Below are 25,529 nucleotides of genomic sequence, written 5' to 3' on the forward strand. Positions count from 1 at the left end.
GGTGAAAACAGCGTAATAGACAGAAAACCGGGGCGCAGCAATCTTTTGGTGCGCCAGCTAGCAAGCGTTTAGAGGTCTAGTTTTTTCTGTTGTTCTTAATTCAATTGAATGCAAAAGCCGTAAAATCATCACCGCCATCTTATCGAGTGCGATTCGTTACTATAGCCACAACTATCACCGATTTTTTATTTGAGCCTATAACCTTCTTAAGTAACAGTTGTTTGATCCACATCAACTCTTTACTAACAGAACTCTCTGATACTGACGTTTTAAGCTGTTCCCCCAAAAAAACAACAAGAGGATCGTCTTATGAAAATACCACAGATAAAAGCGACTTTGTGGCTAGTGTTATTAGCAGGGATGACAAGTGTCAATGCACAAGGAAAAAGTTTAGTAACTGAACAAGCAGTATTGACTGCACCACCTATGGTGCCACCGCCTATTACTAGAGATCACAGCGCAAAGGTGGTGATCAATCTGGAAACGAGAGAGCAAGTAGGCTCAATCGCTGACGGTGTGGATTATGTCTTTTGGTCTTTTGGGGAAACCGTTCCCGGCAGCTTTATTCGTGTTAGAAAAGGCGACGAAATTGAATTTCACTTATCCAATCACCCTAGTTCAAAAATGCCACACAACATCGATTTACATGCAGTAACAGGTCCTGGAGGTGGCGCCGTATCCTCATTTACTGCGCCAGGACACACCTCCACCTTTAGTTTCACCGCACTTAATCCAGGCTTATATATTTATCACTGTGCAACAGCACCTGTGGGAATGCATATCGCCAACGGCATGTACGGTTTAATTCTGGTTGAGCCTGAAGGTGGTTTGCCAGCCGTTGACCGAGAATACTATGTGGTACAAGGCGACTTTTATACTAAAGGAGAGTACGGCGAAGCCGGCCTACAGCCTTTTGATATGGAAAAGGCGATTGATGAAGATGCTGATTATGTGGTGTTTAATGGTTCGGTTGGTAGCATTACTAATGAAAACTCTTTAACTGCTAATGTGGGTGAAACGGTTCGATTATATGTGGGTAACGGCGGTCCGAATTTAGTTTCTTCCTTCCATGTTATTGGTGAGATATTCGACACTGTCTATGTTGAGGGCGGCGATCTGAAAAATCACAACGTGCAAACGACCCTGATTCCCGCTGGTGGTGCAGCCATAGTGGAGTTTAAAGTGGACGTACCTGGTACCTTTATTATTGTAGATCACTCTATTTTTAGGGCCTTTAATAAAGGTGCTTTGGCGATGCTTAACGTTGAGGGGCCTGAAGCGCCCGCCATATACTCAGGAAAACAAGCTGATAATGTGTATTTACCTGAAGGTTCGGCGATTCAAACCATGGATGAAGATTACATTGTGGCCACTGCCAAATCAAAAGATGAGCAGATACGTTTTGGGCAGCGCGTTTACGAAGCGAATTGTCTCGCTTGTCATCAAGCAAATGGACAGGGTATTCCTTCAGCATTTCCACCACTGGCAAAATCTGATTATTTAAATGCTAATCCTCTTTTGGGAGTTGATGCCATCGTTAAAGGTTTGACTGGGCCAATTAAAGTTAATGGCAGCATATACGACAGTGTTATGCCTGCCATGCGCTTAAGTGACCAAGATATTGCCAATGTCATTACCTTTGTTCTCAATAGTTGGGGTAACAAAGGTGGACAAATGTCAGCCGCAGAAGTCGCGAATAGGCGTCACTAGGTGCTTTTAGCCACAGCTGACTCTCGGATATGAATGTTTTCAGTGAACCTACCTGGGCGTCAAGGCCTGTAAAACTGCGGATTCTAGAATAATGATAGCTTGGTTACTGACATCACTAGTATTAGTAGGTACACACGATATGGTGGAGATCCCAGCAGGGGATTACCGCCCTCTTTACATGAGTAAAGACAGTCCACAAACTAAGGTAGAGGCATTTAGTATTGATATAAGGCCTGTTACCAATCAGCAGTATTTACAGTTTATTGCTGTCAATCCAAGTTGGCAGCCAAAAGTCATTCCGCAACTATTTGCTGAGCCACAATACTTACAACATTGGAGCAATAAGGGAGGGGAAATATTACCCTCAAATGCGCAGCTAAATAGTCCTGTGATCAATGTGTCTTGGTTTGCTGCACAAGCTTATTGCCGTTCTCTGGATAGGCGTTTGCCTACAGTAGCCGAGTGGGAACGGGTAGCAAGTGCCAGTGAAACCCTTGTTGATGGTAGTCAGGAAAAGAACTATCAGCAGCGAATTTTGGCTTGGTATAGCCAACCTAGTCGTAAACAATTACCGGACGTGGGGGGCAATGTAGCGAATTTCTGGGGCGTACAAGATTTACATGGCTTGATATGGGAATGGACCCAAGATTTTAATTCTGCTTTAGTCAGCGGAGAGTCAAGGGGGGATAGCAGTATAGATCAAAAGCTATTTTGTGCGGCGGGAGCCCAAGGTGCAGCGGACCCCAGTGACTATGCAGCTTTTATGCGTTTTGGTTTTCGTTCTAGCTTACAAGCAAAATTTACCCTTCCCAACCTAGGGTTTCGATGTGCATCGTCTAAGGAGCAAATAAATGTTAAACGTTAACCCGGTAGTTTTAATGAAAGTGATTGGGCTAGTACTTTTACTTGTGGTTTTGCGGGTAAACTCGCAAAACATACCCCAAGATTCGTTGTATCAGCTCAATAACACTTGGTTAGATCAAGACGGTAATGAGCTGACACTTAACAGTTTTAGCGGTAAAAAGCAGGTGTTAAGTCTGATTTATACTCATTGTCTGCATACCTGTCCAACTATTGTTTCTACTATGCAGTCCATGGAAAATAAGCTGAGTGAAGATGAAAAACAAAATGTTGGATTTATTTTGGTTTCATTAACACCAGATTCTGATACCCCTGAGGTTATGCGGGATTTTGCGCAAAAAAGAAAACTCAATATGCAAAACTGGCGTTTATTAACCGGCAGCGCTGAGGATGTGCGTAGTTTAGCCATGGTGTTAGACGTCAAATATCAAAACGTTAAAGACAATGAGGTTAATCACTCTAACCTTATAACAGTGCTAGATAATAAGGGGAGGATCAAATTTCAAGAAATTGGTGTGATGAGTAATGCGGCAAAAGCAGTAGAGAAACTCAAAACATTTTAATTAAGTAAAGGTAATAAAAGCGTCCTAATGTTACTTAGCCTCTAATGCTAGGCACTGCATTTTTTGTTTGCTGTTCAATCTTAATGAAATACTCTTTTAAATAATCGAGTAATAGTCGTAGCTTTTTTGAGGCTGCGCTGCCAGGCGGAAAAACGCCATATATGTTAATGTCTTTTAGCTGGTAATCATCTAATACTGATTCTAATTTTCCTGCTTGGATCTTGGGCCAAGCGTCATATACAGGCACCCTACCTATGCCATGACCCCCTTCAAGAAAAGCAGTTCGAGCGGCGGCATTATTGGTACTGATCCCTCCTTTTACTGCCACACTGTATGAAAGATTGTCTTTACTTAGCTCAATGGTTCCTGCAGTCATTTTATAGACTACCCATTGGTGTGGTTGTAAATCAGCTGGAACTTTTGGCCTACCGCGTTTGTTGAAATAATCTGGCGATCCGCATAGGCAGGTCTGTAGAGTAGAAAGTTTACTTGCTTGTAAACCTGAATCAGGCAATGGAGCTCCTCGGATCGCCAGATCGATACCTTCTTGTATGATATTTACCACTTCATCAGTGAGCATGACATCGAGGTCAATTTTGGGGTATAAATCGCGAAAATTATTCAGTGCTGGCACTACCATTTGCAAACCCACATTGACCGGGCAGGTAATCTTCAACAATCCCTCTGGTTCGTTTTTAAGGTTCTCTATTTGTTGATTCGCTGTGGTGGCGCGATCGGCAATGATTCGGCATGACTGGTAATACTCAGCCCCTGCTTCAGTTAGTGAAATTGAACGTGTAGTGCGGTTGAGCAATTTCACCCCAAGCTCAGATTCTAATTTTTTAATGTGATAGCTGACCACAGCTCGGGATAAACCTATATGTTTCGCAGCTGCCGTGAGATTACCTTGCTCAATGACTTGAGCAAAAACCACCATGCTTTTCAGTTGTTCAAAATATAAGTTCATAAGCCACTATAGCAGTATTGTATCAATTGTTTGAACAATGTTGTCTAATTTCTCTGTATTGTTAGAAATTTACTGGAGGTTTACACTGATTTCAAATTCAAGACAGATAAGAGAAAAACTATGAAAACATCACAAACAGCTAAGCACATATTAATGGTGTTAACGTCACATGCTGAGCTAGGTGATAGCGGTGAAAAGACGGGTTTCTGGGTAGAAGAATTTGCAGCGCCATATTACGCTTTTATCGATGCAGGCATAAAAGTGAGTATTGCTTCTGTCGCTGGCGGCCAGCCACCTATTGACCCTAAGAGTGAATTAGAAGATTTTCAAACCCTAGCAACTAAGCGTTACGATACGGATAACGAAGTACAAAGATTGATGGCCAATACCACAAAATTACTTGATCTTGATGCTTCTGATTATGACGCAGTTTTCTACCCAGGTGGTCACGGGCCATTATGGGATCTTACCGATAACCAGACCTCAATTTCTTTGATTGAAAACTTCTTAGCGGCCAAGAAGCCGGTAGCCGCAGTATGTCATGCCAGTGCTGCATTTTTGAATATTAAAGATGCTAATGGAGAATATGTGGTTAAAGGCAAAGCGGTAACGGGTTTTACCAATAGTGAAGAAGAGGCAGTTCAATTAACTAACATTGTGCCTTTTTTACTAGAAGATGAATTGATTAAGCGCGGTGGCAATTATCAAAAGGTTGCTGACTGGAGCGCATTTGCAATTCAGGATGGCCTAGTTATTACTGGACAAAATCCTGCGAGCTCAGAATTAGCAGCAAAAAAATTATTGGCAATTTTAGCCTAGGCTTTAGAGAGCTGAAACCTTTAAAAAAGTGAGGAATATTATTCATGTTAAATTTTAGTTTTCAAAATACTACCCAAATTCGTTTTGGTGAAGGTCAAATAGCCTCAATAGGTAAACAGATCCCTAGTAATGCCAAAATATTGGTGACTTATGGTGGGGGCTCTATCAAAAGTAACGGGGTGTATGATCAAGTTGCAGCGGCATTAACTAAGCATACTTGGTTTGAATTTTCGGGCATTGAGCCAAACCCAAGTTACGATACGTTAATGAAGGCTCAAGATATTATTAAAGACAATAAGATCGATTTTATTTTAGCTGTTGGTGGCGGCTCGGTAGTTGATGGGTCTAAATTTATCGCTGCTGCGGCATTATTCGAAGGTGATGACCCTTGGGAAATAGTAAGCAAACAGACACGTATTAAAAAAGCGTTGCCTCTTGCTTGTGTCTTGACTCTACCTGCGACTGGCTCTGAGTCAAATACCGGTGCGGTAGTAACTCGTGATGGTAATAAATTACCTTTCAACAGTCCCTTGGTTCGTCCTATATTTGCTGTGCTTGACCCTGCGGTCACTCTTTCATTGTCGGACCGTCAGGTAGGCAACGGGGTTGTGGATGCATTTGTACACACTATGGAGCAGTATCTAACCTATAGTGTTAACGCTAAAGTGCAAGACCGTTTTGCGGAAGGATTATTGCTTACCTTAATTGAAGAAGGGCCAAAAGCATTGGCGCCTGATACGTCCAAAGATTTAGAGGTTCGTGGCAATATTATGTGGGCGGCAACTATGGCGCTTAATGGTTTGATAGGAGCAGGTGTGCCACAAGATTGGGCAACACACATGATCGGACACGAATTAACAGGTACTCATGGCATAGACCACGCGCGTACCTTATCAATCGTTTTACCTGCGGTAATGAAAGTATGCAAAGAAGCAAAACGTGGAAAATTATTACAGTATGCTGAGCGTATCTGGAATATTACCGAAGGTGATGAAGAGTCACGTATCGATACTGCCATTGAACTGACCGAGCAGTTTTTTGAAAAGATGCAGGTGCCTACACGTTTATCTCAGGTCGATTTAGGTGAAGCTGATATAGATCTATTAATCGAAAAATTAGTGGGGCACGGTATGCTGAAGTTGGGTGAACATGGCGCAGTAACACCTGAGGTTAGCCGTGAAATATTAGTCACTGCACTGTAATTTGAGTTATTTGAAGAATAAAAAAAGGGGCCAAGTGCCCCTTTTTTTGTGATGATTGAGTGACTCAGGTTATTTGTTTGATTACTCTGGCTGCTCAGTCACAGTCAATGTTGGGCTACCTAGATTACTGGCATCTAGCTCGAAATTGAACTCGCCGCCATTTTGTATATTGATAAGCATATTGTCGTTTGAACCTGGATACAGGGTGACAACTGTATTCAATTCTACATCCATATTGCCTCCCAGATTTACGCCGCCACTACCGCCCCAATCTTGATCGGCAATTTTGAAGTAGTAACTGCCTGCGGCGATATTAAATACTCCGCGATAAATATCGTTACCCTGGTAGCTTAGGGGGGAAGTAGTGCCCCAACCGTTCATGTCGCCTCGTAACAAAGGCACATGATTGCCATAAGGAGGTGGAATGGCATTGGGATCTTCAGGAATGATGGTGAGGCTAGGATTGGCTGTGTTGGTTGCATCTAATACAAACTTATAGTTGCCATCAGCAATCAAACTTAAACTTAAGTTATTAGCCCCGTTAGTCAGCGTCGCTGGGGAGCCTATAGGCATAGTGAATTCTCCACCAATGTTGACCGCAGCAAAGTTTTGGTCGGCGATTTTGAACTGATAATCACCTTGTAATAGGGCGGCATCTAATTCGTAGTTGTCGTTGCCTTGGTAGTTAAAGGGTAATGATGTGTCCCATGAATTAAAATCACCACGTAGATAAATAGGTTGTTCTCCATAAGGGGGCAGGGCAGATAACCCGTAACCTTGTGCGCCATCTTGTGGTTTAACAAATACCGCAGTAGTTAACGGGGGGACGCTAAAAGTACCGTCGTTAAAAGTAGCTGTTTGTACTATTGGATCGGCCGATTGTTGCTGACTTTGATGAAGTACAAAAGCATTGGCGTTATTTACGTTGACAGATTGCGTAGAGGCGCTGCCATTGATTATCACCACAATCGCGTCATTATTGCTGTCTAAATCTGCTAAACCTATACCGTCGTCGAGACTCATTACGATCAGGCCTTGCTCTTGCTGGCTACCGGTATTGTGGAATTTAATTCGTTGTGAGATATCTGCTGCGCTATTTAAACGGAATAATTTACTGGCGCTGCGAATTTGTAAAAATTCTTTAAACAAAGACGCCGTCAGATCAACATCAGTGGCAGTAAAGTCACTATTGGTGTTGCCGCTAATTGGACTAATGTTGCCCCAATTGTTTTGGTTATCTTGTGCTAAAGGTAAACCTATATTCCAGTTGTTACTGGTTTGGGTGAAATCAACCCGATTAAACCAGTCTCCGGCATCATAGGTATTTCTGTCCATGGACTTAGAACGAATTAAATCAGAGCCCATATGTAAAAACGGGATCCCTTGACTTAAAAGCGGGATAGATAACGCCACGTTTTGAATACGTACTCGGTCTTGAATTCCTAAATCGCTTGGCAAAGCGTATTGTAATTTGTCCCACAAGGTTTCGTTGTCATGTTTGGAGATGTAGTTAACAGTATCAGCGGGATCTTCACTGTATCCAGCGGGCTGTCCATTCCATTGGTAGTCGTAAGTTGATAGATAGTTATCGCTGGCTGCAACAAACTGATAGCTGCCAACATTGCCTACTAGGCCAACACGGATCACGTCTTGTTCGCTGATGCTACCGCCGGTAAACATGGCGCCGTCTCGCACTGCATCACGTTGTCGATCAGAATAGGTACCAATTTCACTGCCGGCCATGTTCAATTGTGAAGCTTGCTCAAAACGCCTGTTATTCGCCACCTCTCCAAAATTCCATCCTTCGCCATAAAAGTAAGTATCGGCGTCCACTGCACGTACTGCTTCACGGGCATCTAAAATAGCCTGTTTAGGTATATGTCCCATTAGATCAAATCGAAAGCCATCAAAGCCAAAATGTTCAGCAAAACTCACCAACGAATCATTCATCAATTTGGCCATCATTTTATGTTCAGTGGCGGTGTTTTCACAGCAGGTGGAGTTTTCAATTTGACCACTGGTTTCGTTTAAGCGGTGGTAATACCCGGGCACCACTTTGTCCAATACTGCGTTGTCGTAAAGGCCTGATGACGCCGCATGGTTATACACCACATCTAAGATCACTCTTAGCCCCATTTCGTGTAAAGACTGGTTCATGGCGCGCATTTCTAGAATACGGCTGACACCATCAGCATCGGTTGCATAACTCCCTTCAGGAGCAGCAAAATGTTGTGGATCATATCCCCAGTTGAATCCATCCATGCCACGCATAGAATCCACCAATGCTTGGGCATCTGTGGTGGCTGGATCGTAACTTTGGAGCACCTGTAATAATGTTGACTGGTTATCTTCCACGCCACATACCGGTGCTGTGTTATTCATTTGGCACAGTTTGGCAACGGTATCGGTTACATCCACTCGCAGACTGCTATCTTCTTGGATAGAGGCAATATCATTGGCCGGTAAGACATGGAAATGGGTTAACCCCGCTTGTTGCAGACTTTGTAAATGTTGCATAGGCGCTGAGTTAAGCTCGGTAAAGGCCATGTATTTGCCACGATGGGCGGCACTGGTACTTTGATCGAGAATACTAAAGTCACGAATATGTCCTTCGTAGATCACCGCGTCTTCGGGATCGATGATAGTAGGCACAGTGTGGGCATCCCAGTTAATAGGCTTTAAATCGGCATCTTGAAGGTCGACAAACTGGCTGTAACGGCCATTGATAGCCAAGCTAACAGAATAAGGGTCGGTTGTGATTAATTGTTCAATTTGTTCAGTAAGGGGGTGATAGACAGTCACATCGTAGCGATAAAACTGACGATCTAAGTCAACTTGAGTGCCGTTGTAAGTCCAGATCCCTGTTGCCGTATCTAGGCTCATAGCATGGTTGGCAACTAGCTGTTTATTGCTATTAAATATTTGAATATTAACTGCTTTGGCAGTAGGAGCCCAAAGGGTGGCGGTGACACTGTCATTGTTATAAGTGACCCCTAATTGGGCTTCATCGGCATCGTTAGCTGCGCTGGTATATAAGTTATCTAATAGTCTAGGAAGTTGTACTCTCGTGGCTTCAACGAGTTCGCCTTGGGCGTCCAGTGCTACCGCAAGTAACTGTTGTGTTGCCCATAGTTTAGCCTGCTCTGTACTGACATCCAGAGTAAACCCACTAAAACCGTTAAGTTGTGGATCTTGGACATACACAGCTGGGTCAACAATCGCCATAGTTAATTGAGTAAAGTTGGCAGCGGCTAATGTTTCATCATTAACGCTGGACAAACTGGCATCGGCAGATGTGTATAAACGATATTCAGCGGCATCGCTTGAGGTTAGCCACACTAAAGTATTGGTATTTATCCAGTGCGCTTTGGCGCCATCAACAGTAAAAGGGCGAGAGGCGAGAGGCTCATACCATAATTCTGGGTAGCCATGAAAAGTAAAGGCTTGCTGGCCATTTTCTGGTTCAAATCGACTGTTGTTATTACCCAAGGCTTTGTTGTCGCCACTGTGTACAATAAAGTTATAACAGGAAGCACCTGGGGTAATAGTGACAATATAATAGGCGCCGTAGATAGGGTGCTCACCATCAGCAGGGTAAGGATCACCCCAATTGCCAAAATGGGGACTTTCGCTAGTAGGAGCGGCATAGTCACCACAACCTTCACCGTTCCATAAATGTAAACCCCAACCTTGATAATTGCCATCGTCCCGTTGATAGAATATCGCAATTTGATTGTCTGCTAGTTGTAATCCAGTGCTAGGCGGGCCTTCTGAGGAAATATCGGCCTGAAGTCGCATTTCCATGGATAACGCCGCGCGAGTCAAGCCCAGCTTCACTGTAAACTTGTGCGTAGCTCCTGCTGCTAGCTCATTGATAGCTAGGGTAATAAAAGGTAAATCGTTGTCAACGCCATTGGCGTTCATTATTTGATGGCTGCTGGCATCAAATATCACCCGTAACGGCGCGCTGATCTCACTGCCGGTATTGGTGAGCGTGACTATTGCACTGTACTGACGATTAACACGATCATAAACAGGTCGAGCGGAGTAGCTAAATTCTCCGCTGTCTGCATCTTGCCATGCTGCATCGGCGAAAGGTGCCAACAGCAGCAGTAGCAACATATTTATTTGGCTAAATAATTTCATATCAACGAGTCCTGTTGGATTGAGAGCGCCTGCTAAACAGAGCGGCTGTGCCAAGTAGTAGTAAGGCAGACATAGGAGGCGCGGGTACCTCTGTAGGTATGGCGGTAAGTGTTACATTGTCGATTAATAAAGTTGAGGAATATGAATCAGGGGTATAGCCAGCTTCTAAGTTAAAATCTAAAAACCAACCCGTTTGATTGTGAAAGCTACTATCAAGCATCACAGAAAAGGTGCCTGCGCCATATAGACTGGTAGGTGCAATTAAAAAACCTGGGGTGCCATCAGCACCAGTAATATTACCGATGTCATCGATAAGATTAACAAAGAATAAATCCGCAATGTCGCTGCCATCATCAAACCCAGCAAAGTCCCAGTCAAAACTAAGCCATAGTTGTGAATCAGCAGCCACACTTAAGTCAAGCTCGGTTGACAAAGTATTGGCAAAAACGGCCGTTGCCCCATTATTAACATCAATATTGATCTCTGCCTGACAGTCGCCAGCATTATCAATTATATTAAAATCGCCGTCGCGAACGGCATTAGTCACTCCATCGGTATAGGTGTCCCAACTGTTAAAGTTACAACTTTGGAACGCTCCATTTGTAAGCAATGTTGCATTGGCGCCAGATGCAAACAGCAAGCATAATAATGTCAATATTTTTGGTGCAGTTTTCACGTTTTAAGCCTTTTATGTTAGAGGGTGAATACACTTGTGCAACAGCTTGTTGACAAGTTGTTTACAGAAAACTCTAATGCAAAAAAAAATATTCAACCATTGAATTTATTGCGAAAAGCCATGAATACGTATGCAGTTAAAAGGTGATATGACTAAAGGACGCTGGTATTTGGGAAAGAAGTCTTTAGGGATAGATAAAGCCTGTGATTCAATCTAACGTGTCGAAATCACTAGGAATATAGCCTTAAATTGCAATACCTATGGTGACATTACAACTTGTGTTTTTATATTTTAAGTTTGAGTATAGATAATTAAGCTTATCAACCCTGCTACAGTTAAAGTGTCACCATTAAGTGACATTTACGCAATGCGTAAGCATTAGTTTTTCTAATCCAAGTGGTTCAAAAAATGTACGTTGTATTGTGTCTATTCTATTACTAGAATCCGCGCCCTGTTTATCATCGTCGAATATGCTTGTAGCTTTTTCTTTCGGCTCCCTGTATTACGTTAATTATTGAAGTTGTTATAGAAAAATGGACAAGTTAGAGTTTATACAAATACGGCGTTTTATCCTTAGATTGGGTAAAATGTTACACAAATACGGTTCTCCCTCTTTTCGTTTAGAAGCGTATTTGACAGAAATTGCGACGCATTTTGGGCTACATGCGTCTTTTAACTCTACCCCTACCACTCTCACAATTGTGCTGTGGAGTGATCATCATGAAGATGAATATAACCATTCTGCACGGATGCAACCCGGTGAGCTGGACATGAACTCTTTGTCTCGCACCGACGAATTAGCCTTTGAATTGTTATCAGGAAAAATCTCGCTGGCTGAAGCCAATACTCAATTGGTCGAAATTGAAGCCATGCCCAGCCCTTATGGAAAAAGCTTAACTGGTGTGGCTTTTAGCATGTCTACCAGTGCATTTTCTATGTTGATGGGTGCCGGTTGGTCAGAAATTATTTACTCTGGTTTGTTGGGGGGGATGGTCTACTTTTGGACGCTTTGGGCACTTCGTTCTAAGCGAGTCAACTTGATGTTGGAACCTGTAGCGTCTTTTACAGTGGGCTTCGGAGCCTGTGCTATTAATCATTATTCATCATCAGGTTTTAATATCTGGTTGATCATTCTTTCCTCATTAATCATTTTGGTACCTGGTTTGTCGTTAACCATGGGATTAGCTGAATTGTCCTCACGAAATATGGTATCGGGAACCTCTAGGGTAATGGACGCCATCATGCAGCTATTCAAACTGTATTTTGGTGCTTTTTTGGGGGTAAGTTTGGGGTATCAATTATTTGGTCAACAAGAACTGGCCATGGCAGCTACGCTACCTTTTTGGGTCAACTGGATGGGTGTATTAATGCTGAGTGTAGGTCTGGTCGCTATATTTCGTACCCGAATTAAGCATGTTCCTTGGGCAATAGCATCTACCTTTATAGCCTATGGGGTATCTACTTGGAGTTCCGGATTTCTTGAAAACGGACTTGGTGCCTTTGTAGGTGCATTTGCATTGGGCGTGTTTGCTAATCTATTTTCACGTATTGTTAACGCGCCTTCTACCATAGTTGCTATGCATGGTTTAATTGTGTTGGTGCCGGGTTCAAAAACCTACATTGGACTCAATTCATTCATCTCAGGCCAAGATATTATTAAAGTTGATCATATTGGTCAGGAAACCTTTTTAATACTGATGTCGCTGGTGGCAGGTTTAATCTTTGCCAACGTGGTTATGCCCACTAGAAAAGCGTTGTAACAATACTGTCTTTTAAGTGAAAACTAGACGCTTTTATCAGTGAAATTAAAAGGGACATTGAAAAAGAGAGCATGAAAAAATGCGGAAAATCTTGAGAAAGCTTTATTCAAAGTGGCGTGGTGGCGTGTTTTTTGCCACTAACTCAAAACATTTTTCATAATAGTGGCGTTATAAATGGCTATTCTACTCGGTCTCAATAAATAATTTTTGAATCGTTTCTACTTCATCCATATTTTGAATGAGTGCGTTAACACAATCTACATCGAGTTTTTCTCCGGCCATTTCAAGCAAGGTATCGATGGCTTTTTTGTTACTCCAGGCTGCTTTGTAAGAACGGGCACTGGTTAATGCATCAAATACATCGGCAACGGCTACAATGCGTGCCTCGATCGGAATTTGATCACCTTTTATACCTTGTGGATAACCTTTTCCATTGATGGCTTCATGATGGCATTGCGCAATATTACGCAACATTGACATGTATTTAATATTTTCAAGTCCAAAGTTTTTAAGGAGTTCATCCACTATTTCCCTGCCTTTGTTGGCGTGGGTGTTCATGATGATCCGCTCTTCCTTATTGAGTTTGCCTGGTTTCAGCAAGATGTTATCTGGAATACTAATTTTGCCAATATCATGGAGCGGGGAAAACATAAATATATGTTCAATGTATTCGTCATCTAAGTTGTATTTACCGGCCAATGTTGTGGCAATAATACGGCTATAACGAGACATGCGATCTAAGTGGCTACCTGTTTCAGGATCGCGTACATGAGTAATGCTGCTTGCCGTTTTAACCGCTGCTGACAAGGTTTGAATCGAGGTTAATTCATTAATTACCATTAACGAAATCATATGGCCATAGACATCTATTTGTCGTAAAACTTGTTCTGTAAATACGTCATTTTGTTTGGAATTAAAGAAAACAAAACCAATAAAAATGCCATTATTAAAAATAGGCAAGGTGTAACTAGCAGCATAACCTTGGCGGCCAATTCGTTTGGTATGGGCATTATGGCTTGCTTCAAATGTAAGTAAATTATTGATAACTCTAGGTAACCCTTCTTTAAGGATGTTTTTGAGAGAAGGAGCATCATTCAAAAGAGCTTGATAGTTCTCCAGAGGATTATCTTCACCACTACTGTGTAAGTAGGTTTTCAACATAGTGGTTTGAGGATCATAAATCGCAATAGCAATCCTCTGAATAAATGGAAACAACTCACTAACAGATTTATGTGTGGCAATTAACTTTTCACGTAGCGGCGTGTATTGATTCAGTTCACTGAGGTTGTCGTAATGCTTAGACATATTTGATCCTCAAAAAGTTAATGTATTTATCAGTAAGTATCTGCAGCCAGTATAAACTTTCTAGGTTATATTCCAAAACAATGAAAAAAGATCGATGTACTAGGAGAGTATTTGTCTAAATTACGTACATTTTTTGAAATAAGCAGTTACGGTATTTATGAACACTGGGACGAAAAAAGTAAAAGCCTCCCAAAGATAAAAACCTTTACGACTAATATACCTGCTGAGCTTGAAATCGAATTTGGCTTTATTGTCAATGCGAAAAAATCTAAAGGAAAACGCTTAGATTGGTTTATTTTTCATCCCGATATTGCTGATGAAAATGGCGATGTGATGGCGCCATTTTCAGGAGTCGTATATGTGAGAAACAATGATTGGGAGTTCTATTTAGGCGACACAATATGGGCTCCCATTCACGATAAAGTAGGAGACTGGCGCATGGTTATCGAGTGCGGTGGGAAAGTCATCGCACAAAAAACCTTTAGTGTATTAACCGAGCACGGTGACGGTGAGATCCAATTTTGGAAAAAAAGAGGGTATTAGCATTGTTTCTAAATACCCCAATCAGCCACTGGGGGCTAATGATTAACTTCTTGACGATCATGTTGCTCACTGCGGCGTTCTTGCGGTGCATCCAGAATCTCTTCAGACTCTGGGTGCATAGGTAACACATTTTGTGATGTACGCACCATAGCTACATAATGGCTTTCATGATCTTCTGGTTTTTCAACTATACGCGAGCGAATTAATTGCATTATGAGCACTAAACTAAAAGCGCCTAAAACAATCAAATAGTAGGCGGGTAGAGCGCTTGCGCCCATATATTCTAGAAAGTAACCCGCAATTGTGGGGCCAATAAAAGAACCCAAACCGTAGATCATTAATAGACTGCTGGACCCTGCAACCAGATGATCTTTGTGTATCCTTTCCACAAGGTGTACCACCGAAATTGGATAGATGGCTAACACTAAACCACAAAATAGAGCGGATAAGGTTGTGATGAGGCCATGTTCAATAGAGTAATATTTAGCACACAAAACCATAGAAAATGCCAACAGGCTGCCCAAAATGAAGGTACCTAAAATAACCCGTCGACGATCCATTCGATCAGACCAACGACCCACTGGGTATTGGATCATAGCGCCACCCAGTATTGAGAGTGAGATAAAAGCAGCTAACTCTTTATCTGAATACCCCAATTCGCTAACAAATAAAGGTGTTAAGCCCCAAAAAGGGCCCATGATCAACCCTGATACTAAACAGCCTGTTACCGCGACAGGCGCTGCATCAAATACTTTAATTACACTCATAGAGGGCATATCAACAGCCATATGTGGCTGTTGTAATCTAGTCCAAGATATTGGCATAACAGCTGCAGTCACCAGTAGGCTGGCAATAATAAAGAGGGTGGAGCTGGTGACACTATCAATCAGCAAGAGTTGCTGCGAAGCGGCGACTGCTACTAGATTGATAAGGGTATAAATAGAAAAAACCCGACTACGGTAGGTGTCTTGGGTTTGCCCATTTAACCAGCTCTCAACCACTGTATACATAGCAAACACGCCAAAACCTGTTACAAAACGAATAATCAGCCAAGCGTAAGGCGAAATGAACAAAGTATAAACTAAGGTACAACAGCCGAGTAAGGCTGTGCAGAAAGTAAAACAGCGGATATGCCCCATGCGTTTAATCATCTTCGAGGCCAGTAAAGTCGCAACAAAGGCACCCAAAAAATAAACCGAAGTAAGAATACCTAAAAATTTACCTGAGAAACCTTCCGCCACCCCGCGCAAAACTAACAATGTACTAAGTAAACTGTTGCCTAATAACAGTAAAAATATAGCCAAAAACAAGGCCATAATAGAAACAAGAATTGAACGCATGACGCTTCCAAAGTGATAAGGTAAAAATAGCAAAATGCAGTATGCCATGGCATCAGTCTAAAACAATGGTTGATAACTATAATGGTTTTAATATCTGTTTGGGGTATTGGTCTTAGATCTTCCCTTAGCCTAATTGAAAACTTTTGTTTAGCATTAAGTTCTAGCACAAGCTGTGCAAACATTGCTTTTCCAACTATCAAAGATCAAGATAAGTTGTGCGCTAGTTTGTGACTTATTGATGTAGCTCAAGTCCTATTGGTTGTGAAACTTTTAGGCTTAGCCACTAATCCGAGGTCAGGTTAAATACTGCATTTGTGGGGATTTTCCGCAGGCTACATCTATCAGGAATAATATTGAAAAACACTAAAAACCATTCCCAATCGGCACGTCCTGACGAGGTTAGGCCTGAAGTAACAGCGGGATTACCTGGCGCACCTTCAGCACTTCACCAGTATTTGCGTAAAGCAGGCATCGACCCAGACAGGTTATCTATCTTACATTTAGGCCGACCAGCTTATCTTCGTAAAGATCAAGTCTCTCCTTGGGTGTTTCGGATGGCTGCGGGCTCTGTGTTTTGGTTAGTATTATTTCTTTTTGATTGGTTTTCAATTGCACTACCTCTCTATCTTGAAGCCATATTTTCACTTGTGATTGGTCTGCTTATTATTCAAGTGTCCTGTCAAGTTTTGGTGACCGCCACTGAACGTTTTGCAGCGCGAATGGGATGGACTCACTATGTGGCTGGGACAGCATCTGAGATACTATCAACCTTACCAGAATGTGTCGTGATTGCGTTCCTGGTGCCGGTGAGTCCTTTGACGGCTTTTATTGTTGCTATGATAACTATCTACAATAATGCCTTGGTGTTTAGTATTTATTCGTATTTCTTACCAAAAGACTATAAGGGTAAATTTCTTATGCCCAAACCTATAACAGATGCTGGTACCCAAGTGTTGATTGCTGGCGGAGCATTGGGGTTGGTTATGGGTATTGTTATGTTGATTTTTTCTTCTAATGGACACCCTAAACAAGCTTTTGAAGCCATTGATTTCGGGGTTATTGCATTTTTTCTACTGGCCATTTTTGTGGTGTATCTCTATAAGTTGGTGAGAGACCTTGGAAAAGAGGAAGATACCGTCCAGGCCACTCTAAAATTAACCGAAGAAGAAATGTTGGAGCGGCAACAACTGGCTTTCAAAAATGTCGAACGTAGCAGTCTGGGGAAAATTTTATCATTGCTAGCTTTAGGTATTTTAGGTTCATTTTTCGGAGGTGAAAGTATTGCTGATTTTGCAGCACTGGCTATTCAAGAAATGGGACTGAGTGGCATAGTCGCCGCGATGATCTTAGCGGGCTTTGCTGGCATGAGTGAATACGTAATATTGTGGACGTCACATCGTAAAAAAGAATATGGGATCGCCTTAGCAAATGCCTTTGGTGGCATTGCACAGTTGCTGTTTTTGATTGTACCTTTTACTTTTGTTGCCATCGCATATTATCAAGCATTTGTTAATCCCAACCACCCCGATTTACCTATTCTGTTTTCGGTGCCTAATATTTTACTAGTCATATTTCTGTTTCCTACCTTACATACTCTGGCATCACTATTAGAAAAAGATCATACAATGGATGTTCTCGACACCACAATAATGGTAGCGATGGTGGGGCTATTGCTACTGCTGCTGGTGGTCTATGGGACGACTCCTAGTTAACTTGCGTAGGCAAGACGTCTAAATAACCTTTAAACTGCTAACATTCCTCTTAAATTTAAATTCGGTTAAATTCAAAAATGAAAAATAAAGTATCACCTGAAGTGACGGCAAGCGCCCTGAAAATTGCCAAAGGCACCCAAAAAATGGGGCAAACTAAAGAACAAACTAAGTTGATTGCTCAAGGTATAGAAAAGGGTATTGCCGAATATAAAAAGCAGCAGGGTAAAAAGTTACGTGAATTAGATAAACAACGTAAACAAAAATTAAAACAGCAACAGAATGATGTGGTCACAATTGAGGAAGATGTGTCCAATGATTATCCTAGTAAGCCTCTTCCATGGATTTTGCTGATCTTAAGCTGGGTAGGATTTGTGGGGTATATTTTTCTATAGCCATTAACGGGTTAATGTTGGTGAGGTTGACGTATCGTGTTGGACAGCCTAACGTTTATAGTATGCTAAATCTCTAGAATACAAATGCCTTTAAGAGGTGACATTTTGACTAAGACTATACCCACTAAGTTTTTTGATATGCTGCCGTTACCCATAGTGGTGGTGAAACTTGTGGAAGAGACACTTAATCATCCTTTTGTATACTTAAATGCGAGTTTTAGTGAAATCATTGGCTGGAACTTAGAAGACATCCCAGATAAAGAAAGTTGGTGGGTAACGGCATACCCAGACCCACAATATCAAGAAGTGGTTACGCGGATTTGGGAGATCAGTATGGAATCCAAAGGTACCGACGAGGATAACTTCGTGACTATGAACGCAAATGTTATGACAAAGCATAATGGTACTAAGCGCTTTAAAATTTACACTGAACTTAAGAGTGCATTATTGGAAGGGTATTATGTTGTGGCTTTCGAAGAAACCAGTGAACCTATATTATAATTCCAGTTCTCTTTTAGTTAAACAATTCTTGGTGTAGCACCCAAAAAAGAACTTTCACTAATACCTCCTATCAACAGTCTGCTGAAACTATTTCGAGCTACCTTATTCAATCACCTTGTCTGTTTGGATCCCGCTAAGGTTTTCAGCGGATGTTCTTAATCCTTCATTTTATAGGATTGAAACAGCACAAAGTGTTGGCTTAACTTAGCCAAATTTTATTCGGCGCCATTAATGTAAATATTATCTCGATAAATCAAAGGTTTATATTCAATATGCTAAAGAGTGCAATCCATTTAAAACAACTAATGAACCTAGCTTGATTTTACTTTACAATCCTTGCCCTCATTTTTAGGTGACGAACGGCGGATATGGCAGCAATAGGTATAGATTATGGGACTTCGAACTCAGAGGTGGTGTATTTTGATGGACAACAACATCAATTTATTAAGCTCGATCCTAGTCTAGAAACAGCAAACAAAATCCGCTCCTCGGTGTTTATTTTTTATAAAGACGAACTGCCACGGCCACCTATCCCAATGATTGAAGCTAAAATTGCTCAATTAAAACGAGCGATTTCTGACAAAATTGAAAAAGCAAAAGAAGGGTATTACGAAGCCTCAGATCCCAGAGAAGAGCGAATTCATAGTGCTAGAATAGACGAACTTCGTGCCGAATTTCATAATTTACCCGGGTTGCAAGAACGTGCAATTGAACTGTTGTTGGAAGACATGACAGTGCAAGACTTACCGCTGCATCAACTGGTTGAAACTGGTGAATTTGCATTTGGTGAAGAAGGCTTTAAACGTTATTTAAAAATGCCTGAAAAAGGTCGCCTGATTTATTCACCAAAAAATTTCCTAGGTGCCAACTTAGTCGCGGGTCAACAAGAAGCCTTTGTAGGTTTGATTGCTAAACAATTAGAGTTCTTTCGTGTAAGTGCAGAACAACAAATAGGGGAGTCTGTTGATTCAGCAGTAATAGGTCGCCCAGTGCGCTTTCATGGTACAAGAGGTCAAGAGGGCAATAGCCAGGCCATAGATATTATGACCCAAGCCGCAAAAATGGCAGGCTTTGCTAAAGTTGAATTTCTTGAAGAACCTATAGCGGCCGCTTATAAAATCGAACGCACTCTTGATAAACATACTAATGTGTTAGTGGTCGATATTGGTGGAGGTACAACGGATATCTGTTGTATTAAGTTATCACCAGAAAAGCTTGCGAATCTGGACCGCCAACAAGATGTGATGTCGGTTACTGGGACTCGATTAGGTGGTATGGAGTGCGATAAAAATCTCATTACTAAGTCTATAGCGTCAACTATGGGGCAAGGTTTGTTGATGCGTAATGGTTTGCCAGTGCCTCCTGCCTATTTCTCTGACATGTGTGCGGTGGATGATATTCCAAAGCTGAACCGGTTTTTCTCAGATGACTACTGGTTGGATATTGCCAATACCAAATCATTGGTCAAAGAGCCAAAATTACTGGAACGTTTGCAAATTGTTCAAGAAGAAAAACTCTCTGCAAGGTTAGTTAACTCATCTCGATTAGCCAAAGAGTTACTTTCTTCAAAAGATGAAATCATTTTACCCTTGCATTACATCGAAGCTGACTATGACGTTAAGTTGAATGTTGATGATCTAAAGCGATCAATGCAATCTTGGTTAGCCAGAGTGAAAAGTTTAGTCACTGAATGCTTAAAAAACAGCGCTGAAGCGCCAGAGATGTTATTTATAACCGGTGGAATGAGTTTATCGCCAATCGTTAAAAAAGAGCTGTTAGATCTTTTACCTGGTTTGCCTGTGATGGAAGGCGATGCATTTAACTCGGTCTGTGAAGGATTAGGCATTCAAGCCGCTAAGTTAAGCGCAGTAAAGTAGTCACAAAAGAAGCAGTTCTGTAAACACTAAAGCATGTTAGGAACAAAGCTAAATTTAGCATTGTTCCTATCTAGTTAACTCCGTATGATTAGGCACACTTTCAGACAAATATAAACAACCACCATGACAGATACCCAGTCTCCATCTGCAGATTTTATGGCTCAAGTACAGGCCACTCAAACTTTATGGGCATTACAAGACCAAGCTAGCGAAGGTTGGGTGGTGCTTGACTCAGTTAATTTTGAAAATACCGACGTCATGCCGATATGGTCAAACATGGAATTAGCACAAAGCCATTGTATCGATGAATGGCAAGATTACGTGCCTAAAGCTATTACCATTGCAGATTGGCTAGAATTCTGGGTAGAAGATTTAGCTGAAGATAATGTACTCATAGGTGTAGAGTGGCGCGACGGCGGTGAGTATTTAGAGCTTGAACTCGCTGAATTTAGCCAGTTACTTGCTAAGGTAGAAACTCTTTAATCTATAAATTTAACGGGGCTGATTTATCGGCCCCAAGCATTTAAATTAAAATGTGTTATTAATCATTCAGCGGCAAAATTGATATTTTTGGATTTACTTCAACTTAATACACCGAGATTATTTTTTAAGTTAGTGTAATTAAAATGAATCTACTGGGTTGATTATTAGAAATTGAATTAACTCCTAGCTTTAAGTTAAAGACTATTTCCATCAGTGTCACTTAGCGTTGCAAGTAAATATCATCACAGTCCCTAGAATCTAGCCTAATGGTTGTATTTTGGTTGACCATAGCTTTATTCCTAGACGATTATAATGACTAACTTCAAGTATTTCTGTTGTACCATCAATATCTATCTGCCCAAAAAACTGATAATTATCCGATGGGGGAGAGCTAGGCTCTAAGTCGTCAGGCACGCCACAAAATACCACCTGAGGGCCAAAAGTATTATCTATGCCATTAGAGCTAAACGTACCGGCATGCAGTGGGCCACTGACAAACTCCCAAAATGGTTTAAAGTGTTTGTATTGAGCTTTATTAGGATCATAGAAGTGTGATGCGCAGTAATGTACGTCAGCAGTAATAAAATGCACATTGTCTATATCATTGTCTTTAATAAAACTCAGCAAATCAACAAACTCCAATTCTCTTCCTAGGGGAGGCCCATCGATATTTGCCATATTGTCAGCAATATTTGTCCCCCAATCGGTGACTTTTACACCAATAGGCATGTCAGCTGCGATTATCTTCCATGTTGTCTTTGACTGTTGCAGCGCTTTTTTTAACCACGAGAGTTGCTCGTTTCCTAAAAAGTGTGTTTTTTCAGTTTCCTGATTGTCAGTGTTTGGACCACGAAAACTTCGCATATCTAACATGAAGATATCTAATAATGGACCATACTCTATCTGTCGATAAAGTTGTTTCTGAGTAAAACCAAAGCCGATTGGGTTACAGTCCTGCATGGCCTTTTTAGAATGTTCAGCTAACCATGAAACTTCAGTCTGTTTATATCGATTGTCATCAATAATCTGTCCCGGATACCAGTTATTTTTTACCTCATGATCATCCCATTGTTGATAGGTAACAACATTTCGGTGTAAAGCAGCGAAGTGTTGATCAAGAAAATTATAATAATAACGCTCTCTGAATTCCTGAATACTTTCAGCTACTTTGCTCACTGAGTTATGCTTAATATTGCGCCACACAGTTCCATCAGTGAGTGTTTTTGTTGCAGAAATAGGGCCATCGGCATAAATCAAATCACCACAGTGAATGAAAAAATCAGGCTGTTGTTCCAAAATTCCATGATATGTCAGCATGCCGTCTCGGCTAGGATCTATACCATAACCTTGACCTGCAGTATCTCCAGACCAACAAAAACGGATGTTATCTTTAAGTGTGGGTGCCGTTTTAAATTTTCCCGCCACTTTTTGACTAAAAACACCCCTAGTCACTAAATCCTGAAAGAACACCCGATAATACCAAGTTTGCCCAGGTACTAATCCACTCAGAATCGTTTTTGCATTGTAATCTGTTGGGGCTAAAGCATAGCCTCCAGTAAATTGAGTTGTATGATGAAAAAAAGGATCAGAACTGACTTCTACATGCATAATAGCCGGGCGGTCGCATCGACTCCAAATAATAGCGCCGTCACTCGATGCTTCTCCAGAACTGACACCTGTAATAACATTGATGTTTTTAATGTTGGCTATGAATTGATTTGATAATGGGCTGCAGGCAGATCCCGCCATCGCAAGACCACTTAAAATGAAATCTCTTCTTTTCACAATTGATCCTATGTAAATTAATGTGTTACACATTTAGATAGCAAACTTAAAGTTGTCCCCATTTTCTGAAGAATTGACTTTATCGATGCTAAATAAGGCTTTATCAGCAAGTTTGTTAATTTCCCCCTTGCTAGATAGTAAGGGGGAGGTATCCAAAGACTTTTGCTATAGGTTAAAAGTTATACCGGCCCTTGAGAGTGATTATCCTTGGTGATAAATATTGGTCGCTGGTAAAACCCAAGCCGAAGGTGTCGGTATGGCGTGAAGCTATAGCCACTTTATCGAATAGGTTTTGCACATTGACAGCAACATTCCATTTTTCACTATAAGGGGTGTAATTTAAATTTAAATTGAACAAGTGATAACTTGGCACAATATCCCTTTGCGATGAATTAAATACCCTAGAGAAATACTCGTCTCGGAAGGTGTAGCCTAGGCTAGTTTCAAAAAGACCGTTATTCATTTCTACAAAGTGATTTAAACGAATGTTAGCGGCTGTTTTAGGTATTTTAGCCAACTTATTCCCTGTTAAATCTTGCGCTGTTGATTCCCTGATGGCATTGATTTCATCACTACTGGCACCATCAATAATGAGACCAACCGTTAAATTTTCTGCAACAGCGCGGTCAATGGCTTCTCGACCCTCAATGATTTTTGAATCCATCATGCTGAGACTGATATTTAGCGTTAAGTTGTCATGTATGATTATTTCAGATTCCATCTCAATTCCATAAACTTCTGCTTTAGGAATATTGGAAGCACCTGAATCAAAGCGACCTATCCCACTAGATTCGAATAAATAATCTTTATAATCATAGTAAAATCCAGCAACGTTAAGTCTTACTTTTTTATCATAAAGGTCGGACTTATTACCTATTTCATATGCAACAAGGGTTTCTTGCTCAAATACTTCAGGAAAAAAGCGTATATCAACACTGCTATTTGATCCTGCAGGTTTGACCCCATTTGCTAGGCTGAAATAAGTCATATTCTGTTGTGACCATCTATAATCAAGACCAAGCTTTCCTGTGAGATTGTTATTTGAGTCACTTGGATTGCTCGATATTGGTTCTCTCGTTGGAACACAATTATACGAACAACGTTCATCTTCAAATTGATTTTTGGTATAGCGTAATCCCGCAGTAATATTTAAGTCTTCTATCAAGGGGTAACTAAGCTGACCAAATAATGCGTGAGATTTAAAATTACGGAAGTCAGAGTTGATGAAGTCTATATCCGCATTGTTGGCAAATACGTTTGGCCCTGTAATGGATTCATTTATTGGTAGTCCGTCACGGCCATCGTCTACAAAATTAGAAGTACGACTGAAAATCTCAGTATCTAACCAGAAAGCCCCTACTACCCATTCTATGCCCGACTTATTTGGCTCGGAAATAAGATTGATTTCTGCAGTATTAGAGTGATCAATTTGTCGAAGATTACCCACAAATTGCGGAATAGGTGCTTCACCAAGTAAGTCTAATACTCCTATCATTTCAAGAGGGGCGGGATCATTAGCCGTAAGATCTGAGCGATCAATGTCAAATTTGCGACTCATATCATATTTTTGTTTACTAAAAATGGTGTTGAGCTGTGCAAAATTTAAGGTCCAATCTACGTGCAGGCTAGTTACTGCTGTACTTAAATTATAAAACTCCGCAGTATCATGATAAACCACCCTTGGGTCAGTCGATTTGGTGTCAAAGCCGCCCTTTAAAGCGGGACCATGGGTATCACTTTTGAAATATTGGTGTTGCAATAATAAGGATAAATTATCATCAGGTTGCCAACCGACTTGTGCCCTGAATGTTTGATTGTCTACATCATCGAGCCGATAATTATCTAACGCTAGGTTTTCGGTATACCCTTCATTTTCACGATGAGACACTGCCACTCTAGTGGCTATAGTGTCGCTTAAGGGCAGGTTAAGCATGGCTTTGAGTTCTTTTTGCTGATAACTGCCCATGGACGCCTCTGCAAAACCATAAGTTTCGGACATCTCCGGGCGTTTGGTTATCACATTCAAAGCACCACCCGTTGAGCTATTTCCATAAACAGTGCCATCTGGTCCGCGAGTTAATTCTACTCTTTCTATATCTTGTAAATCCGCTAACAATGCATAGTCATTGACCATGAATACGCCATCTACATGATAAGCAACGGCTTGCTTGGTTCCCGCATTATCAGGAATTTCATTTCCTACACCTCTAATACTGATAGTCGGGCGATACCCTTGCACACTCGATACAACAAAGCTCGGTATTTTGTCACTCATGTTGAATACATTATCGATGTTGTTACGTGCGAGGTTATCCCCACTTAGCACAGAGATGGATGTGGCTAAGTCTTGCATGCTTTTATCTGACTTGTGGGCAGTGACCACTATTTTTTCAATTCCAGCTCCCTTTTTTAATGTGACACCTTGTTGACTGGATGACTTTTCGTCTGCGACAATTTTTTCAATAACGATAGTATCTTGTGTATTTTCTGTCGCATGATAGCCACTGCCCGAAAGTGATGAATTTAAGGCATTTAACAAACTATCAAAGCCACTAACCTCTTTCAGGACAATACTTTTATTACCCAGATCACGAACAATAATCACTTTGCCGTATTGTTTAGATAAAGTATTAACGGCTTCCTGAATACTTATTTTATCTATTACAATATTGCCTTGTTGCGCCTGTGCAACCGAGCTCATTACTAAACCCAAAGTAATACCTTTTACCAGCTTACTGAGACTGAAATTCGTGTGCATAAAATACCCTATAGTCTTAAAATTTTAGTTAAATGTGACGAACAAAATCGTTACTCTACAAAGACGTTTGGTAAAATTGGATATCCCAGAAAACAGCTAGGTTTCACAAAAGCTTCATATAATTTAACT

General features: G+C 41.1%; 19 protein-coding genes. 12 read left to right on the forward strand and 7 right to left on the reverse strand.

From position 1 onward, the window contains the following. Positions 1-309 precede the first annotated feature (309 nt). The 3 genes from nirK to AAC000_RS17350 all read left to right on the forward strand — a co-directional run bounded on the left by nirK (position 310) and on the right by AAC000_RS17350 (position 3,134). Complete coding sequence (nirK, locus tag AAC000_RS17340) at positions 310-1,710, forward strand: copper-containing nitrite reductase (RefSeq protein WP_339724418.1); 1,401 nt, start codon at positions 310-312, stop codon at positions 1,708-1,710. A 91-nt stretch (positions 1,711-1,801) separates the two neighbouring features. After that, positions 1,802-2,575, forward strand: coding sequence for a formylglycine-generating enzyme family protein (locus AAC000_RS17345; protein WP_339724419.1), 774 nt, complete (start codon positions 1,802-1,804; stop codon positions 2,573-2,575). Further along, positions 2,562-3,134 (forward strand): SCO family protein, encoded by a 573-nt coding sequence (locus AAC000_RS17350; protein ID WP_339724420.1) that lies wholly within the window; start codon positions 2,562-2,564, stop codon positions 3,132-3,134. Before AAC000_RS17345 ends, AAC000_RS17350 begins: the two co-directional genes overlap by 14 nt. A 34-nt stretch (positions 3,135-3,168) precedes the next feature. On the opposite strand, the gene AAC000_RS17355 is transcribed toward AAC000_RS17350, so the two are convergent. Then, entirely contained in the window at positions 3,169-4,101 is a 933-nt protein-coding gene (locus AAC000_RS17355) for a LysR substrate-binding domain-containing protein (protein ID WP_339724422.1), read from the reverse strand. A gap of 120 nt (positions 4,102-4,221) precedes the next feature. Here AAC000_RS17355 and AAC000_RS17360 point away from each other — a divergent pair, with 120 nt between their 5' ends. Then, positions 4,222-4,920 carry a type 1 glutamine amidotransferase domain-containing protein gene (locus AAC000_RS17360; protein WP_339724424.1) on the forward strand — a complete coding sequence of 233 codons (699 nt, stop codon included), beginning with the start codon at positions 4,222-4,224 and terminating at the stop codon, positions 4,918-4,920. Positions 4,921-4,964: 44 nt separating this feature from the next. Next, entirely contained in the window at positions 4,965-6,122 is a 1,158-nt protein-coding gene (locus tag AAC000_RS17365) for an iron-containing alcohol dehydrogenase (protein ID WP_339724426.1), read from the forward strand. An 81-nt stretch (positions 6,123-6,203) separates the two neighbouring features. On the opposite strand, the gene pulA is transcribed toward AAC000_RS17365, so the two are convergent. Both pulA and AAC000_RS17375 read right to left on the reverse strand, forming a co-directional pair. Further along, entirely contained in the window at positions 6,204-10,268 is a 4,065-nt protein-coding gene (gene pulA / locus AAC000_RS17370; protein ID WP_339724428.1) for a pullulanase-type alpha-1,6-glucosidase, read from the reverse strand. A gap of 1 nt (position 10,269) precedes the next feature. Next, on the reverse strand, positions 10,270-10,944 hold the full coding sequence (locus tag AAC000_RS17375) for an MYXO-CTERM sorting domain-containing protein (RefSeq protein WP_339724430.1): 675 nt from the start codon (positions 10,942-10,944) through the stop codon (positions 10,270-10,272). 533 nt (positions 10,945-11,477) lie between these two features. On the opposite strand from AAC000_RS17375, the gene AAC000_RS17380 reads away from it, so the two are divergent. Beyond that, positions 11,478-12,704 (forward strand): threonine/serine exporter family protein, encoded by a 1,227-nt coding sequence (locus tag AAC000_RS17380; protein ID WP_339724432.1) that lies wholly within the window; start codon positions 11,478-11,480, stop codon positions 12,702-12,704. Between the two features lie 183 nt (positions 12,705-12,887). Here AAC000_RS17380 and AAC000_RS17385 read toward each other — a convergent pair whose 3' ends face one another. Further along, positions 12,888-14,009 (reverse strand): HD domain-containing phosphohydrolase, encoded by a 1,122-nt coding sequence (locus AAC000_RS17385; protein WP_339724434.1) that lies wholly within the window; start codon positions 14,007-14,009, stop codon positions 12,888-12,890. A gap of 111 nt (positions 14,010-14,120) precedes the next feature. Here AAC000_RS17385 and AAC000_RS17390 point away from each other — a divergent pair, with 111 nt between their 5' ends. Continuing rightward, positions 14,121-14,552 carry a DUF3859 domain-containing protein gene (locus AAC000_RS17390; protein WP_339724435.1) on the forward strand — a complete coding sequence of 144 codons (432 nt, stop codon included), beginning with the start codon at positions 14,121-14,123 and terminating at the stop codon, positions 14,550-14,552. Positions 14,553-14,587: 35 nt separating this feature from the next. Here the strand turns inward: AAC000_RS17390 and AAC000_RS17395 are convergent, their stop codons facing one another. Then, positions 14,588-15,892, reverse strand: coding sequence for an MFS transporter (locus tag AAC000_RS17395; protein ID WP_339724436.1), 1,305 nt, complete (start codon positions 15,890-15,892; stop codon positions 14,588-14,590). A gap of 353 nt (positions 15,893-16,245) precedes the next feature. Here AAC000_RS17395 and AAC000_RS17400 point away from each other — a divergent pair, with 353 nt between their 5' ends. The 5 genes from AAC000_RS17400 to AAC000_RS17420 all read left to right on the forward strand — a co-directional run bounded on the left by AAC000_RS17400 (position 16,246) and on the right by AAC000_RS17420 (position 20,857). Further along, a complete protein-coding gene (locus AAC000_RS17400) occupies positions 16,246-17,604 on the forward strand; it encodes a hypothetical protein (protein WP_339724437.1) in 1,359 nt (452 codons plus the stop codon). A gap of 77 nt (positions 17,605-17,681) precedes the next feature. Further along, positions 17,682-17,996: a DUF2956 domain-containing protein gene (locus AAC000_RS17405; protein WP_339724438.1), complete on the forward strand. Its 315-nt coding sequence runs from the start codon at positions 17,682-17,684 to the stop codon at positions 17,994-17,996. Positions 17,997-18,101: 105 nt separating this feature from the next. Next, positions 18,102-18,497: a hypothetical protein gene (locus AAC000_RS17410; RefSeq protein WP_339724439.1), complete on the forward strand. Its 396-nt coding sequence runs from the start codon at positions 18,102-18,104 to the stop codon at positions 18,495-18,497. Between the two features lie 368 nt (positions 18,498-18,865). Further along, on the forward strand, positions 18,866-20,374 hold the full coding sequence (locus tag AAC000_RS17415; RefSeq protein ID WP_339724441.1) for an Hsp70 family protein: 1,509 nt from the start codon (positions 18,866-18,868) through the stop codon (positions 20,372-20,374). 123 nt (positions 20,375-20,497) lie between these two features. After that, positions 20,498-20,857: a DUF2750 domain-containing protein gene (locus tag AAC000_RS17420; RefSeq protein WP_339724443.1), complete on the forward strand. Its 360-nt coding sequence runs from the start codon at positions 20,498-20,500 to the stop codon at positions 20,855-20,857. Positions 20,858-21,115: 258 nt separating this feature from the next. On the opposite strand, the gene AAC000_RS17425 is transcribed toward AAC000_RS17420, so the two are convergent. Together AAC000_RS17425 and AAC000_RS17430 are read right to left on the reverse strand one after the other, a co-directional pair. Continuing rightward, positions 21,116-22,642, reverse strand: coding sequence for an alkaline phosphatase D family protein (locus tag AAC000_RS17425; RefSeq protein ID WP_339724445.1), 1,527 nt, complete (start codon positions 22,640-22,642; stop codon positions 21,116-21,118). 172 nt (positions 22,643-22,814) lie between these two features. Then, positions 22,815-25,400: a TonB-dependent receptor gene (locus AAC000_RS17430; RefSeq protein ID WP_339724447.1), complete on the reverse strand. Its 2,586-nt coding sequence runs from the start codon at positions 25,398-25,400 to the stop codon at positions 22,815-22,817. Positions 25,401-25,529 lie beyond the last annotated feature (129 nt).

It is taken from the genome of uncultured Paraglaciecola sp., assembly GCF_963977085.1.
In the GTDB taxonomy this organism is placed as follows: domain Bacteria; phylum Pseudomonadota; class Gammaproteobacteria; order Enterobacterales; family Alteromonadaceae; genus Paraglaciecola.